The sequence below is a fragment of the Mycobacterium pinniadriaticum genome, from assembly GCF_026242045.1.
In the GTDB taxonomy this organism is placed as follows: domain Bacteria; phylum Actinomycetota; class Actinomycetes; order Mycobacteriales; family Mycobacteriaceae; genus Mycobacterium; species Mycobacterium pinniadriaticum.
The window spans coordinates 77845-92266 of the sequence record NZ_JAPJDO010000017.1 but is presented as its reverse complement, the minus strand read 5'-3'; the positions used below and the strand labels follow the sequence as shown (position 1 = coordinate 92266).

At 65.8% G+C, this 14422-nt stretch carries 15 protein-coding genes; 13 read left to right on the top strand and 2 right to left on the bottom strand.

What is annotated here, in order from left to right; all coding sequences use genetic code 11:
• Nucleotides 1–10 precede the first annotated feature (10 nt).
• From ORI27_RS19085 to ORI27_RS19055, 7 genes are read left to right on the top strand one after another with little or no spacing between them, the layout of a single operon-like run.
• The gene (locus ORI27_RS19085; RefSeq protein WP_323055630.1) at nt 11–1081 is read left to right on the top strand and encodes an amidohydrolase family protein; all 1071 of its coding nucleotides are present in this window, start codon (nt 11–13) and stop codon (nt 1079–1081) included.
• Nucleotides 1023–2099 (top strand): DODA-type extradiol aromatic ring-opening family dioxygenase, encoded by a 1077-nt coding sequence (locus ORI27_RS19080; RefSeq protein ID WP_265998509.1) that lies wholly within the window; start codon nt 1023–1025, stop codon nt 2097–2099. The genes ORI27_RS19085 and ORI27_RS19080 overlap by 59 nt, the downstream gene beginning before the upstream one ends.
• The gene (locus ORI27_RS19075) at nt 2096–2920 is read left to right on the top strand and encodes an alpha/beta fold hydrolase (protein WP_265998510.1); all 825 of its coding nucleotides are present in this window, start codon (nt 2096–2098) and stop codon (nt 2918–2920) included. Before ORI27_RS19080 ends, ORI27_RS19075 begins: the two co-directional genes overlap by 4 nt.
• Nucleotides 2917–4224: an aromatic ring-hydroxylating oxygenase subunit alpha gene (locus tag ORI27_RS19070; protein ID WP_265998511.1), complete on the top strand. Its 1308-nt coding sequence runs from the start codon at nt 2917–2919 to the stop codon at nt 4222–4224. Before ORI27_RS19075 ends, ORI27_RS19070 begins: the two co-directional genes overlap by 4 nt.
• Nucleotides 4221–4718 carry an aromatic-ring-hydroxylating dioxygenase subunit beta gene (locus ORI27_RS19065; RefSeq protein ID WP_265998513.1) on the top strand — a complete coding sequence of 166 codons (498 nt, stop codon included), beginning with the start codon at nt 4221–4223 and terminating at the stop codon, nt 4716–4718. Before ORI27_RS19070 ends, ORI27_RS19065 begins: the two co-directional genes overlap by 4 nt.
• Nucleotides 4715–5479 (top strand): SDR family NAD(P)-dependent oxidoreductase, encoded by a 765-nt coding sequence (locus tag ORI27_RS19060; RefSeq protein ID WP_265998514.1) that lies wholly within the window; start codon nt 4715–4717, stop codon nt 5477–5479. Before ORI27_RS19065 ends, ORI27_RS19060 begins: the two co-directional genes overlap by 4 nt.
• 5 nt (nt 5480–5484) lie before the next feature.
• Nucleotides 5485–6288, top strand: a complete 804-nt coding sequence (locus ORI27_RS19055) for a 2-keto-4-pentenoate hydratase (protein WP_265998515.1) — start codon at nt 5485–5487, stop codon at nt 6286–6288.
• 17 nt (nt 6289–6305) lie between these two features.
• Here the strand turns inward: ORI27_RS19055 and dmpG are convergent, their stop codons facing one another.
• Together dmpG and ORI27_RS19045 are read right to left on the bottom strand one after the other, a co-directional pair.
• Complete coding sequence (gene dmpG / locus ORI27_RS19050; protein WP_265998516.1) at nt 6306–7364, bottom strand: 4-hydroxy-2-oxovalerate aldolase; 1059 nt, start codon at nt 7362–7364, stop codon at nt 6306–6308.
• 12 nt (nt 7365–7376) lie between these two features.
• Complete coding sequence (locus ORI27_RS19045) at nt 7377–8300, bottom strand: acetaldehyde dehydrogenase (acetylating) (protein WP_265998517.1); 924 nt, start codon at nt 8298–8300, stop codon at nt 7377–7379.
• 64 nt (nt 8301–8364) lie between these two features.
• Here ORI27_RS19045 and ORI27_RS19040 point away from each other — a divergent pair, with 64 nt between their 5' ends.
• The 6 genes from ORI27_RS19040 (at nt 8365) to ORI27_RS19015 (ending at nt 14419) form a co-directional block, all read left to right on the top strand.
• Entirely contained in the window at nt 8365–9153 is a 789-nt protein-coding gene (locus ORI27_RS19040; protein WP_265998518.1) for an IclR family transcriptional regulator, read from the top strand.
• Between the two features lie 97 nt (nt 9154–9250).
• Entirely contained in the window at nt 9251–9685 is a 435-nt protein-coding gene (locus ORI27_RS19035; RefSeq protein ID WP_265998519.1) for an ester cyclase, read from the top strand.
• Nucleotides 9686–9694: 9 nt separating this feature from the next.
• The gene (locus ORI27_RS19030; RefSeq protein ID WP_265998520.1) at nt 9695–10675 is read left to right on the top strand and encodes a quinone oxidoreductase family protein; all 981 of its coding nucleotides are present in this window, start codon (nt 9695–9697) and stop codon (nt 10673–10675) included.
• Nucleotides 10672–11478 carry an enoyl-CoA hydratase/isomerase family protein gene (locus tag ORI27_RS19025; protein ID WP_265998521.1) on the top strand — a complete coding sequence of 269 codons (807 nt, stop codon included), beginning with the start codon at nt 10672–10674 and terminating at the stop codon, nt 11476–11478. Before ORI27_RS19030 ends, ORI27_RS19025 begins: the two co-directional genes overlap by 4 nt.
• A 69-nt stretch (nt 11479–11547) precedes the next feature.
• On the top strand, nt 11548–13218 hold the full coding sequence (locus ORI27_RS19020) for an AMP-binding protein (protein ID WP_265998522.1): 1671 nt from the start codon (nt 11548–11550) through the stop codon (nt 13216–13218).
• Nucleotides 13219–13228: 10 nt separating this feature from the next.
• The gene (locus ORI27_RS19015) at nt 13229–14419 is read left to right on the top strand and encodes an acyl-CoA dehydrogenase family protein (protein WP_265998523.1); all 1191 of its coding nucleotides are present in this window, start codon (nt 13229–13231) and stop codon (nt 14417–14419) included.
• Nucleotides 14420–14422 lie beyond the last annotated feature (3 nt).

Below are 14422 nucleotides of genomic sequence, written 5' to 3'. Positions count from 1 at the left end.
TCTCAGTCCACTGCCCGCGCCTCCGGAGACTGCCATCGCTTCTCGCCCACCCACCGGCCTGATCGACGTACATACCCATGCTGTCGATCCGGATCTGCCTGATCTGAGACGGCGGCACAGCGAGGACCGATGGCCGAGCGTGGAGCGCACGGGTGACACCACCGCATGGCTCAATTACGGTGATCAGCACTACCGGAAGATCGACTACCGCTGCTGGTCGGCAGAAGCCCGCATCGCGGATATGGACCGCGACGGCGTTGCAATGCAGGTGATTTCGCCCATTCCGGTGACGTTCTGCTATGACTGCGATCCGGCCGGCGCCGCGGAACTGGCCGCCTCCCAGAACGAGTTCTTCGCCCGTATTGTCACTGACCACCCCAATCGGTTCGCCGCGCTGGGAGCCGTGGCACTGCAGGACCCGGATCGGGCCGTCGCCGAATTGCGCCGGTGTATGAGCCGCCGCGGCTTCCTCGGGGTCGAGATCGCCACGCAGGTCCGCGGCTGCGAGCTCGCCGACGAGCGATTCGACCGGTTCTTTGCTGTTGCAAGCGAACTCGAGGCGTTCATCCTGATTCATCCTCGCGACGAGGACCTGCCTACCCGGATGGCCGGACTTCGGATGGGTTTCGGCGCGGGCATGCCACTCGAAACCGCAACGGCTGCAGCCTCACTCCTCAGCACGGGGGCGCTAGTGCGACGGCCGACGGTCCGACTCTGCCTCGCGCACGGCGGCGGCGCGCTGCCTGCCATCATCGGCCGGCTCGACAAGGGCGCGACGATAGCAGGGATGCCGGCTGACTCCGCCGAACTGCCCAGCCGGCTGGCGAAAACGATGTGGTGCGACTCGCTGACCTACAACCGGGCCGCCCTGTTGACCGCAGTGGACGTGTTCGGCGCCGACCGCGTCGTCTTCGGTTCGGACTATCCCTTCCCCGCGGCACCCGAGCCCATCGGCGACATCGTGGTCGATCTACCCCTTGAGCTCAACCAACGAATCAGCAGAAGAAATCTGGAGAGGCCTTATGGCACACTTCCTCGGACTCGGCCTGACACACTATCCCCTGCTGGCCGGAACGGATGAACACATGGCCAGCCTGTTGCGCTGGACGCTTACCGATCCCGACATTCCCGAATCCGCGAAGGACCCCGGAAGTTGGCCGGAGCTGATGCAGCGCGAATGGGGTGCCGACAAGGGAGTCAGTGCGGCCGCTGCGCACCGGAACACACTGGTGGACAACCTTGCCCGCTGCCGCCGGATGCTGGACGAGTTCGAGCCGGACGTGGTGCTGGTCTGGGGCGACGACCAATACGAAAACTTCCGGGAAGAGATCGTCCCGCCGTTCTGCGTACTTGCCTACGACGACCTCGAAGTCGAACCGTTCGAGCTGATGAACGAACGCGGAAGCCCCAACGCCTGGGGACTGCCCGAGCACACCACCATCACCGTGCACGGCGCGGCCGACAAGGCACGCTGGCTCACCGGCGAGCTCATCGAACGAGGGTTCGACATGGCGTACTCCTACCAGAAGCGCAAGGAATCCGCGTTTCCGCACGCCATCGTCAACACGCAGCTGTTCCTCGACTATCCCGACGCCGGAGCGAACTTCCCCTACCCGGTGCTACCGATCACGGTGAACTGCTACGGACCCCATGTAATAGCCCGCCGCGGCGGGCTGGTGACCTTCGCTCAGGCTCGCGCCGAGCAGCTCGACCCGATCGGCCCGACTCCGGCACGCTGCTTCGCATTGGGACGAGCTGTCGCCCAAGCCTTCGCCGGAACCGACCTGCGGGTGGCGCTTATTGCTTCATCGAGTTGGTCGCATGCGTTTCTGGTCGACAAGAAGTGGCGGCTGGCGCCGGACACCGAAGCCGATCTGCGGCTCTACAACGTGCTGACCGCAGGTGATTACCAGACCTGGCAAGCCACGACGTCGGCAGCGATCCTCGAGTCCGGTCAACAGGAGCTACTCAACTGGTTTTGCATGACCGGAGCCGCGGCCGAACTGAACCTACAACTCACGTGGTCCGACCTGGTCGTGACGGACGTCTTCAACTCCAACAAGTGCTTCGCAATATTCGAAGAAGGAGGGCAGGGATGACGGTAAGCGTCGTCGAATCGAAAAGCATTGACGCCCGGGGTATCCGAACGAGCTATCTGGAAGCCGGCTCCGGTGAGCCGGTGCTGATGCTGCACGGATCCGGGCCCGGCGTCTCGGGCACCGCCAACTGGCAGCTCAACATCGGGCCGCTTTCCCGCACCTTCCACGTATTCGCACCCGATATCGTCGGATTCGGCGCCACCGAGCGGCCCGCGGACATCATCTACTCGCTGCGCACCTGGACCGATCACGTCTGGTCGTTCCTCGACGCGATGGGCATCGGCCGCACGGCGGTCGTCGGCAACTCATTGGGTGGGCGGATCGCGCTGCAGATGGCTACCGATCATCCGGATCGGATCAGCCGAATGGTGCTCATGGGCTCCCCCGGCGTCGGCATGACCCCGACAGAGGGACTGGCCGCGCTTCGCGGTTACGAACCCTCGCATGACGCCATGCGTCGTCTCCTCAAGAACTTCTTCGCGGTGAACCCCGACCTGATCACCGAGGAACTGGTCACGATCCGGTATGAGGCCAGCGTCGCCGACGGCGCCTACGAGGCCTACCGCGCGATGTTCTTCGATCCCAAGCACAGAGGATCCGAGTTGGCCATCACCGGCGAGGAGGTTCGCGAAATCACCACCCCGACACTGCTCATCCACGGACGAGAAGACAAGGTGGTGCCGCTAACGGTGTCGGTGACCATGCTCGACCTGCTGCCGAATGCTGACCTACACGTATTCAGCCGATGCGGGCACTGGACCCAAATCGAACGCGCGGACGAGTTCTCCGCGCTGGTCGCCGATTATCTGGAGCGCTCATGAGCACAGTCGAGGGTTGGACAGCCGCGATCACCACCCCTACGGCCCGCAACCCGCTGGTTGTCGACAACCAGGAACGCAACACCTTCCGTGTTCACCGCACTGCGATGACGTCGGAGAAGATTCACCGCGCCGAGGTGGAGCGGGTCTTCGGCCACTCGTGGCTCTACGTGGGCCACGAGTCGGAAATTCCCGAGCCCGGCGACTTCGTCCGGCGCAACGTCGCCGGGCGGCCGATCTTCATGGTCCGCGGCGCGAAGAGCGGAAACGTCAACGTCTTCCACAACTCCTGCACACATCGCGGTGCACTCGTGTGCCGGCAGGACTCCGGAAACTCGAAGGTCTTCCAGTGCTTCTACCACGCCTGGTCGTTCGACAGTGAGGGCACTCTGAGGGGTGTGCCCGACCGGGAGGGCTACTCGAACGGTTTGAAGTTCGAGGAGCTCGGGCTGGCCAGGGTCGCGCGGGTCGAGTCCTATCGGGGATTCGTCTTCGCCAGCTACGACCCTGACATCGTCGACCTGGCGACCTGGCTCGCCGGCGCGAAGGAGTACATCGACCTGGTGATCGACGGATGCGGCGGATCCGTCGAGATCATCAAGGGGACCAACGAGTACAGCTTCGACGCGAACTACAAACTTCTTGTCGAGAACAGTGCCGACGGATACCACGCGAACTCCACTCACGACACCTACTTCAAATACCTGGTATCGCTGGGGACCGACCTGCAGGGCGGCGTCCGCGGCCAGGCCGTCACACTCGGAAACGGCCACGCCGTGATCGAGTACTCCTCACCGTGGGGCCGCCCCGTGGCCAAGTGGGAGCCGTTGTTCGGCGAGCAGGCGAAGGTCGAGATCGAGCGCATCCGCACCGAACTCGTTGAGAAATACGGCGAGGAGCGGGCCCGCAAAATGTGCGAGGTGAACCGCAACCTGATCATCTACCCCAACTTGATCATCAACGACATCATGGCCGTGACGGTGCGGACGATGTTCTCTCCTGCCCCCAACCGCGTGGACGTCACGGCGTGGGAGTTGGCGCCCACCGACGAGGTGCCCAGTCTGCGCGATCGTCGACTCGACAGCTTCCTGACCTTCCTCGGGCCGGGCGGATTCGCCACCCCTGACGACATCGAGGCACTCGAATCCTGCCAGCAGGGCTTCACCAGCGGCGGCTGCGAATGGAACGACATCTCCCGTGGCATGGGCCGCGGACCGATGGCCAACGATGAGGAACAAATGAGGGAGTTCTGGAGACGCTGGCAGCAGCAGATGGGCGACGCGGCAGATCTCGGTGGTGCGCGATGACCACCACACTCGCCGCCGTAACGCGCTCGGAGATCGAGGATTTCCTCTATCACGAAGCCGCGCTACTGGACTCGTGGGACCTCGACGGCTGGCTGGAACTCTACGAGCCCGATGCCAAGTACGAGGTACCGTGCAACGACAAGATCGACGCCGATCCGGACCGCGACCTCTTGCTGATCGACGACGATCACCGGCGGATGCAGGCCAGGGTGGAGCGCCTCAACAACCGTCGGGCGCACCGGGAGTACCCGCACTCTCGCACCAATCATCAAGTGTTCAACGTTCAGTTCGAACCAGCCCAGGGCAGCACAGAGATCGCGGTGACCGCCTTGTTCACCGTGTGGCGTTTCCGCGCCGGCAAGTCGAGCGTCTATGTCGGCCGGTACCACTACCGGTTGCGGCTGACTGGTGCGGGCTTCCGGATCGCCTACAAGCGGGTCAACCTCGACTTGACCGACCTGCGCGAGGTCGCCGACGTGGCCGTCATCTTGTGAGCAGCCCGCTCGCCGGACGCACGGCGATCGTCACCGGGGCCGCCTCGGGAATCGGTCTCGGCATCGTCGCGCGCCTGATCGCCGACGGAGCCACTGTGTTTGCCGCGACCCGCTCGACGGAGGACACTCAGCGGGTGGCGGCCCATGCGGCGGTGGCGGGCTGCTTCGTCGGAGAGCTCCAGCGACCGGGCGTCGCCGACGATCTGTTCGCTGCGGCTCTGGAGACCCTTGGCCACGTCGACGTTCTGGTGAACAATGCCGGCGGTGGCGTGATCCGGCCGACCCTCGAGCACACCGAGGAAACACTGCGGGCGACCATCGACAACAACCTGTGGACCACCATCCGCTGCACCCGGGCGGTGCTGCCCCACATGGTGTCTCGGCTACATGGCCGGATCATCAACATCGGCGCCGACTCGGTGCGCACCGGTCTGATGGACCACGCGATGTACAACGCGGCCAAGGGCGGCGTGCACGCGATGATGGCCGGACTGGCACGCGAGTTCGCCGATGCCGGCGTCACCGCCAACACCGTCGCGCCCTGTTATGTGCTGACGCCGGAGCTGTCCGCCTTGTTCGCCTCCGGGGACGCGCCCGCCCGACTCCTGGAAGTCGTCGAGCAGGGCACCGCGATCGTCCCACTCGGCCGACCTGGGGAACCGGCGGAGGTGGCAGCCACGGTCGCCTTCCTCGCCGGCGAGGACAGCCGCTTCATCACCGGACAGACGATCTATGTCAACGGCGGCGCCAGCATGGGCTGACACCCATGGACACCAGAGGAATCATGAGCCTGACCCATGTGCGATTGCGGGAAGCCGCCAGCCGGCTGATCGCCGCCGCCGATGCGCCGCGCCAGTGCGAGCCGGTGCGAGACCTTCTCGGCGACAACGACATTGCGGCCGCCTACGCCGTGCAGAACCTGATCACCGAGGATGCGGTGATGAGGGGGCGCACCATCGTGGGCCACAAGATCGGGCTGACGTCCCCCGCCGTGCAGCGTCAACTCGGCGTCAACCAACCCGATTCCGGGGTGCTCTTCGCCGACATGCGGATCGAGAACGGATCCTGCGTCCCCGCCGGGCGGTTGCTGCAACCCAAGGTCGAAGCCGAGATCGCGTTCATCCTCTCCGACGACCTGATCGATGATCTCTGCGATGACGCCGTGCGCGCCGCCGCCGGAGTCGCGGTACCGGCCATCGAGATCGTCGACTCCCGCATCCGGGACTGGAAGATCAGCATCGTCGACACCATCGCCGACAATGGCTCGTCGGCCCTGTTCGTCCTCGGCGACCCGCAGAACCCGGCCGCTGACATCGATTTCGTGTCCCGCACCATGCAGTTGACGGAGGACGGCGCCACCATCTCGCAGGGCTGCGGCGCGGACTGCCTGGGCAGTCCGCTCATCGCCCTACAATGGCTCGCCCGCACCGCGCGCGACAACGGATCACCCTTGCGGGCCGGGCACATCGTGCTCTCTGGCGCTCTCGGACCGATGGCGCCGGCGCGCTCGGGTAGCACCTACGTCGCGACGATCGACGGGATAGGGTCGGTGCGGGTCTCCTTCGCTTAGCCACGACTCGAACGGAACTAATTCCCCCGGCGGTTGCGCAGGTCGAGTGCCACGTCGGTGATCATGTCCTCCTGTCCACCGACCAGGCCCCGTCGACCGACCTCCATCAGGATGTCTCGGGTGTCCAAACCGTAGGTGGCGGCGGCATTTTCCGCGTGCCGCAGGAAACTCGAATAGACCCCCGCATACCCGAGGGTCAGCGTCTCGCGATCGACCTGAACCGGACGGTCCTGCAACGGGCGAACCAGGTCGTCGGCGGCATCCTGCAGTCCGAACAGGTCGCAGGAATGCTTCCAGCCCAGCAGATCCGCTACCGCGGCAAATGGTTCGATCGGGCAGTTCCCGGCGCCGGCCCCGTGGCCGGCGAGTGAGGCGTCGACGCGGACGACGCCCTCCTCGACCGCGACCACCGAGTTCGCCACCGCCAACGACAGGTTCTGGTGGGCGTGGATCCCGATCTGGGTGTCCGACTCCAGGACATTCCGGTACGCCCGCACCCGGTCGCGGACCGCGTCCATCGTCAGACGGCCGCCCGAATCCGTCACGTACACACAGTCAGCCCCGTACGACTCCATCAGCTTGGCCTGCCGGGCCAACTCTTCGGCCGGTGCCAGGTGCGACATCATCAGGAAGCCGGAGACGTCCATGCCAAGCTCCTTCGCCTTGGCGATGTGTTGGGCGGACACGTCGGCCTCGGTACAGTGCGTGGCCACCCGGACCGACGCCACCCCGAGTTCGCGGGCGCGCTCGAGTTCGTGGATGGTGCCGATGCCCGGCAGCAGCAGGGTTGTCAACTTCGCACGGTGGATGCTCGACGCCGCGGCCTCAATCCATTCCCAATCAGTGTTGCTCCCCGCGCCGTAGGTCAGTGAATGCCCCGCCAACCCGTCACCGTGGGACACCTCGATCGCATCGACACCGGCGCGATCCACGGCCGCGGCGATGGCGGCCACGTCCGGCGGAGTGATCCGGTGTCGGATGGCATGCATCCCGTCGCGCAGGGTGACGTCCTGGATGTACAGGGCCACACCGTCGTCGGCAGTGGCGCGCCGCTCGTCCGAGGCGGTTGTCGTCATTGTGTTCATCGGTCATGCCTTCACTTTGTGCGCCGCGATCGCGCGCGCCACCCGCAGCGCCGCGGACGTCATGATGTCCAGGTTTCCGGCGTACGCGGGCAGGTAGTGTGCTGCGCCCTCGACCTCGAGGAAGACCGAGACCTTCCATAGCGGGCCCGCTGCATCGGTCAGGGTGGACATCGACTCCTCGACCTTGGCGAACTGCACCGCCTGCTTGAGCCGATATCCCGGCACGTAGGTCGCGACCTCGGCCACCATCGCCTCGATCGAGGCCACGATCTGGTCCTGCCGATCTTCGCCGACCAGCGCGAGCACTGTGTCACGCATGATCAGCGGTGGTTCGGCCGGATTCAAGATGATGATCGCCTTGCCGCGCGCAGCCCCGCCGACCTGCTCGATGGCGCGCGACGTCGTCTCGGTGAACTCGTCGATGTTGGCCCGCGTGCCCGGACCCGCGGACTTCGACGCGATCGAGGCCACGATCTCAGCCCAGTACACCGGCGTCACTCGCGAAATCGCGGCAACGATCGGAATGGTCGCCTGGCCGCCGCAGGTCACCATGTTCACGTTCGGGACGTCGAGGTGTTCGCCGAGATTCACCGGCGGCACCACGTAGGGCCCGACTGCGGCCGGAGTCAGGTCGATCAGCCGCGTGCCGAGCGGCCGGAGCACGGAGTCGTTGTACTCGTGGGCCCTCGCCGATGTGGCGTCGAAGACGATCTCGATCTCGTCGAACCGCGGATGCTCGACTAGGCCCCGCACCCCGGTGGCGACGGCGTCGATGCCCAACCGGTTGGCTCGGGCCAGTCCGTCGGATTCGGGGTCGATACCCACCAGCGCGACGGTCTCGAGCTCGTCGCCGGCAAGCCGCTTGATCTTGATCAACAGATCGGTGCCGATGTTTCCCGACCCGATGATGGCAACCTTTGTGCTCATACGCCGCTCCCGCAGTAAAAATGGTCACTTGGACTGTTGCTGTCCACGCGCGCATACTCAACGCATGCGTTCCGAAGAACGGAACACTCCGCCATCGGACGAGGCGACCTCGACGTCCGTGGTGCGCCGGATATCGGCGCTACTGAATGCCTTCGAGCCGCACGAGGACCGTCTCGGAATCAATGAGTTGGCGCGCCGTACTGCCCTGCCCAAGGCGACGGTGTCCCGGCTTGTCAACGAGTTGGAAGGCGCTGGCCTGCTGGAACGTAACGGCGGCAAGGTAGCGCTCGGGCTACGCCTGTTCGAGCTGGGAGAGCGCGCATCCCGGCGGCGTTCCGTGCGGCAGGTCGCGCTGCCCTTCATGGCAGACCTGCGCGAAGCCACGGGGCAGACGATTCATCTGGCGGTACTCGATGGCACCGACGTCGTATACGTCGAGATACTGCCGGGGCGTGATGCCCCCCGGTTTCCCTCAGCCGTGGGCAGACGTCTGCCCGCGCACGCGACCGGCGTCGGCAAGGCACTGCTTGCCGGATCATCGAGCGATGTGGTTGACGTGGTGATGTCGGCGGGCCTCGCGCGCGTCGGGCCCCGAACCATCATGGCCCCCGGTCAGTTACGGCGGCAGTTGAAATGGATCGCCTCCAGCGGCCTCGCCTACGAGCACGAGGAGTCCGCTCCGGGCGTAGCGTGTGTTGCCAGCGCCATTTGCGTCGATAACGGACCACCAGTCGCGGCGGTCTCGGCATCGGGATGGATCGGCAAGGTCGACATCCGGCGGGTCGGTCCGGCCGTCCACACGACGGCACTGACTATCGCGAGGCTCCTCGCCGCCCGGGTCGAACCGAGCTGAGCTGACTGCGGGAGGGATCGGTTCGCCCCCGCTGGTGACTGAATTACCCTCCTAAGGGGGACGCAGCCGACCTTGAGCGGCCACTAACGTCACGGCGATGACCGCCCCCTCGACCGATCTCGCCGCGTACCCGGCCCGTTATTTCGCCGCCTGGAGTCAGCGCGACCTGTCCACCGCACTGGCCGTGATCGCCGAGCGTGTCGACTGGCGGGATCCGTCGCTGCCGGCGCCCCTCACCGACCGTGACGGCGCAGCTGACTTCTTCACCTCCGCCTGGAGCGGTTTCCCCGACATGGCATTCCACGCGATCGGCGAGCCACTCGTCGACGCTGCCAACAACCGGGTCACCCAGGAGTGGCGGATGACGGGCACCCACACCGGCGAGGGTTTCCCGCCCGGCGTGCCGCCCACCGGCCGGGCGTTCGACGTCACCGGGATGGACGTCTGGCAGGTCGACGACGCCGGCCGGGCGGTGTCGGTGCACGCCTACTGGAATGTCATGACCCTGTTGGCCCAGCTCGGCCTCGTCTGACCACCCGACGTGCACGCAGTCATCCTTCAAGAATTCGGTGGCCCTGCGGTCCTACGGCCCGGCGACTTCCCCGACCCGTCGGACAGACACGGATGGGTGACCATCGAACTGAAGGCCTCGGCGCTCAACTGGCATGACGTGCTCGTCCGCGAGGGGCGCTACCACTCCCCCCTGCCCCATGTCATCGGCGCCGACGGCGCCGGGGTGCGTCGCGACACTGGCGAGCCGGTGGTGATCATCCCGTCGCTGCACTGGGGTGCGCGCGACAAGGCGCCGGGACCACGATGGGAGATCCTCGGCGACCACATCCCCGGCACCTACGCCGAACTCGTCAGTGTTCCGGCGGAATGCCTGGCCCCCAAACCTGCCGCATTCAACTGGGTTCAGGCCGCCGCCCTGCCGCTGGTCGGGTTGACCACCTACCGCGCCCTGTTCAGCCGCGGTCGGCTGCGGGCCGGGGAGTCGATGCTGGTGGTGGGGGCGGGCGGCGGAATCGCCACCATGGCAGCGCAATTGGCCCCGCGTGCGGGTGCGTCGATCTTTGTGACCTCCTCGTCGCCGGACAAGATCACGCAGGCGACATCTCTCGGTGCCACCGGGGGCGTGCTGCACACCGACCCGGACTGGCCGGAACAGGCGCGCCGGCTCTCACCGTCCGGTGGAGGCTTCGACCTGGTGCTCGACCCGGTCGGTCGCTGGCCGGAATCGGTCCGCGCGCTACGGCCCGGCGGCCGGCTAGTGGTCCTGGGCGCCAACGCCGCCGAGACCGCCTCGATGGATGTCCGCGGCTTCTACTTCGGCCAGTACGACCTACTGGGCACCACGATGGGCAATGTCCGCGACTTCGCCGGACTGGTGGATCTGCTCACCGAGCACCGGGTGCCACCACCGGTCATCGACCGGACCTTCCCCCTTGACCAGGCCGCACAGGCACACGAACACCTCGAGACCACTCGAGGATTCGGGAAAACCGTTTTGGAGCACGAATGACTGACACCCTCGTCGCCTACGACCCGCGTCCCGTCGGCACCGAACCGGACGCGCCATTGGCTGCCTACCTGATCCTCGACGACCCGCAGCGACGCAACGCGCTGTCGGACACCCTGCTAGATCAGCTGATGGACGGCCTCCACCGCGCGGCCGCGGACCCGAATGTTCGGGTGATCGTGCTGACGTCGTCGCATGAGAAGGTCTTCTCCTCCGGCGGCAACCTCGACGCATTCGCCGACACCCGCCCGACCATCACCAAATACGGTGGGCTGAACAAGTTCCCGGACCTGTTCCGCACCCTCACCGCGATCGGCAAGCCCGTGGTGTGCGCCGCCAATGGCGACGTCCTGGCCGGGGCGCTCGGCATCGCGTTGGCCTGCGACCTGGTGATCGCCAAACAGTCAGTTAGGTTGGGCTGCCCCGAAATCAACATCGGCGCTTTCCCGTTCATGATCTCGGCCCTCATCTTTCGCGCCACCGGACGGCTGGCCGCGAACGAATTGATGATGACCGGGCGGCTGCTGTCGGCGGCCGAGGCCCTCGACGCCGGCCTGCTGAACCGAGTGGTGCCCGACGAGGAGTTCGACGAGGCGGTGTCGGAGTGGGTCGCCGCCATCGCATCCAAGTCGCCGCTGCTGCTCGGGTTGGGCAAGAAAGCACTCGCAGCAACCAGGGACCTTCCACTGGACGCCGCGCTGGACTATCTACAGGCCCAGCTGGCCCTGGCCTTCACCACCGAAGACCTGGCCGAGGGCGTGCGCGCCTTCAAGGAGAAGCGCTCGCCGGTCTGGCGCAACGCCTGACTGTTACGGTGTTGTCTTTATGGTCTGACCATAATAAGGTTTTAGTAATTTGCGAAGGGATGAGCAGCGATGAAGCCCGGTAAACACACCGATCGCTACACCCCCGAGGACATTCGCGCCTACCGTGACGCAGGGCTTTGGACCGACCAGACCCTGTTCGACTTGCTGTCCCGACAAGCCGAGGCCCACCCGGACAAAGTCTTCGCCACCGACGGCCAGCGCTCGCTGACCTTTCAGGAACTGCACGCCTCAGCACTGCGACTGGCGACCGGATTCCATGCTCGTGGCTGGCTACCGGGTGACACGATCGCCGTGCAGCTGCCCAACTGGGTGGAGTTCATCGAAGTGGTGGCCGCCCTGTCCCGACTCGGGATCATCACCGTGCCGATCATGCCGATCTACCGCCGCGACGAGGCGGCGTACGTCGTCGGGCATGCCGAGGTTCGCGCGGTGATCGCTCCGTCGATGTTCAAAGGCTTCGACTACCTCGGCATGTACCGCGATGTGCGTGTCGACTTCCCCGAACTGGAAATCCTGGTGGTTCGGCCGGACCCCACCGCACTCCAGTCGGCCAGCGAAAATTCCTCCGGTGTCAGCACATTGGACGCAGTGCGCGCCGAGGATGCGCCGGCCGGAGCCGACCTGCCGCCCCAGCCGAGCGCCGACGACCCCTTCGTCATCGTTTACACCTCCGGCACCACCTCGCGACCCAAAGGGTGCGTCCACACCTTCAACACCTACTGCTCGGGTGCGCGTAGCCTCACCACGGCATTCGGCTACACCGAATCCGACGTGCAGTTCGGCCCCTCGCCCATCACTCACACCACCGGTTTGGTGACCAGTGTGCTGTTGCCATTACTCAACGGCGCCGCCACTCACCTGATGGCCGAGTGGGAGCCAGTGCGGGGTGCGGTCGAGATCGCCAGGTTCGGCTGCACCCAAGCCGTCACCGCGACCACCTTCCTCCAGATGTTGCTCGAGGCCTTCGACCCACAACGCGACGATCTGTCCAGCCTTCGACTGTGGGTGTGTGCGGGTGCACCGATTCCGCGGGCCGTCGTCCAGCGCGCCCACGACACACTTCCAAATCTGAGAGTGCTGAGCCTCTACGGGCGCAGTGAGAACCTGGTGAGCACGACCTGCACGGTCGCCGACGGCACCGCCCGGGCCCTGAATTCCGACGGCTCCGCATTGGAATGCCATCAGGTCGCCATCGTGGACGGTCAGGGCCGAGAGGTCCCGCGGGGCTCCGAAGGGGACATCGCCTACCGCGGACCGTCGCACATGATCGGCTATCTGGGCGATCTCGAGGAGACCCACGCCCTGTTCACCCCCGGGGGATTCTCCCGTTCGGGTGACCTCGGCGTGATGGACGCCGACGGCTTCGTCAGAGTCACCGGGCGGCTCAAAGACATCATCATTCGCGGCGGGATGAACATCAGCGCCCGCGAACTCGAGGACCACCTTGTGGTACATCCTGCCCTCAGTGATGCGGCCGTGGTGGGTTATCCCGACGACCGACTCGGAGAGCGGGTCGCCGTCTTCGTCGTCGCCCGGGACGGCCAGCCCGAACCGTCCGTGGAAGAGTTGCGGACCTTCCTCACCGGACACGGTGTCGCAATCCAGAAGACTCCTGAGCGGGTCATCAGTGTGGAGAGTCTTCCTATGACGGCGACCGGCAAGGTGCAGAAGCATCTGCTGCGCGAACAGGCAGCCAAGGTCATCGAGGCTGGGAAGTAGAACTACTGCAATGGAACTCAAAGACAGCCCAGCCGAAGCCGGCTTCCGCGAAAAAATCCGCGCCTGGCTGACCGACACCCTGCCGACGCTCGGCGGACCCGAACCGCACCGACTGGAGGACAAGCGCGACTACTGGGAACGCTGGCAGCGGATGCTGTTCGACGCCGGATACGCCGGACTGTCATGGCCGGCCGAGTTCGGTGGCGGCGGGGCCGACGCCAAGCTCAAGGCGGTCTTCACCGAGGAGATGGACCGCGCCGGCGCGCCGGAGCGGCTGAACATCATCGGGGAGGATTTCGGCGGTCCGACCATCGTCGCCTTCGGCACAAGCGACCAACAGCAGCGATATCTGCGGCCGATCCTGACCGGCGAACACATCTGGTGCCAGCTGTTCTCCGAACCGGAGTCCGGCTCCGACCTCGCCTCGCTGCGCACCTCAGCGGTCAAGGTAGACGGTGGCTGGAAGATCAACGGCCAGAAGATCTGGACGAGTCGCGCGCAACTGGCCGCCCACGCCATCCTGCTGGCCCGCACCGGCGCCGCTCCGCGCCATCGTGGTATCACCTATTTTCTGCTCGACATGTCGGCGCCTGGCGTGCGCATCCGACCCTTGGAGCACATGCTCGGCGAGGCCGAGTTCAACGAGGTATTCCTCGACGACGTCTTCATCCCCGACTCCGACGTCGTTGGCGACGTCGACGACGGGTGGCGGGTCGCCATGGGGACACTCGCCTTCGAGCGGGTTGCCATCGCGACAGGCCGGGTGAACACCACTGGGGCGGTCAACGACCTGATCACTGAGATCGCCGCGCTGACCGACGACGACGGCCGCCCACTGGGAGCCGACCCGTTGATTCGGCAACGTGTTGCGGATCTGTACGGCCGTGCGCTGACGCACTATTCGATCAGCCAGCGGGTGATCAGCGGTGCGGCCACTGGTGAACCACCAGGACCGGTGACCTCGATCGGCAAGCTCTTCTTCTGTCCGCTGGTGGAGGACATCGCCGACTTCGGGCTGTCCCTGTCGCCGCTGGACGGCCTATTTTCACTGGCGGACAAGGATTCCCCCACCGAGGACGCCGCCGCCGAACGCTGGCTGCGACTTGCCAACCAGGGCCGTGGAACGGCTATCGCCGGCGGCTCGACCTTCATTCAGCGCAATATCGTCGCTGAGCGCATCCTCGGCATGCCTAGGGAGTGACGA

Excerpts from the sequence above, each read along its gene's own strand:
- ORI27_RS19080 (WP_265998509.1), top strand. The coding sequence starts at position 1,023 with ATGGCACACTTCCTCGGACTCGGCCTGACACACTATCCCCTGCTGGCC.
- ORI27_RS19075 (WP_265998510.1), top strand. The coding sequence starts at position 2,096 with ATGACGGTAAGCGTCGTCGAATCGAAAAGCATTGACGCCCGGGGTATC.
- ORI27_RS19070 (WP_265998511.1), top strand. The coding sequence starts at position 2,917 with ATGAGCACAGTCGAGGGTTGGACAGCCGCGATCACCACCCCTACGGCC.
- ORI27_RS19065 (WP_265998513.1), top strand. The coding sequence starts at position 4,221 with ATGACCACCACACTCGCCGCCGTAACGCGCTCGGAGATCGAGGATTTC.
- ORI27_RS19055 (WP_265998515.1), top strand. The coding sequence starts at position 5,485 with ATGGACACCAGAGGAATCATGAGCCTGACCCATGTGCGATTGCGGGAA.
- dmpG (WP_265998516.1), bottom strand. The coding sequence starts at position 7,364 with ATGACGACAACCGCCTCGGACGAGCGGCGCGCCACTGCCGACGACGGT.
- ORI27_RS19045 (WP_265998517.1), bottom strand. The coding sequence starts at position 8,300 with ATGAGCACAAAGGTTGCCATCATCGGGTCGGGAAACATCGGCACCGAT.
- ORI27_RS19040 (WP_265998518.1), top strand. The coding sequence starts at position 8,365 with ATGCGTTCCGAAGAACGGAACACTCCGCCATCGGACGAGGCGACCTCG.
- ORI27_RS19035 (WP_265998519.1), top strand. The coding sequence starts at position 9,251 with ATGACCGCCCCCTCGACCGATCTCGCCGCGTACCCGGCCCGTTATTTC.
- ORI27_RS19025 (WP_265998521.1), top strand. The coding sequence starts at position 10,672 with ATGACTGACACCCTCGTCGCCTACGACCCGCGTCCCGTCGGCACCGAA.
- ORI27_RS19020 (WP_265998522.1), top strand. The coding sequence starts at position 11,548 with ATGAAGCCCGGTAAACACACCGATCGCTACACCCCCGAGGACATTCGC.
- ORI27_RS19015 (WP_265998523.1), top strand. The coding sequence starts at position 13,229 with ATGGAACTCAAAGACAGCCCAGCCGAAGCCGGCTTCCGCGAAAAAATC.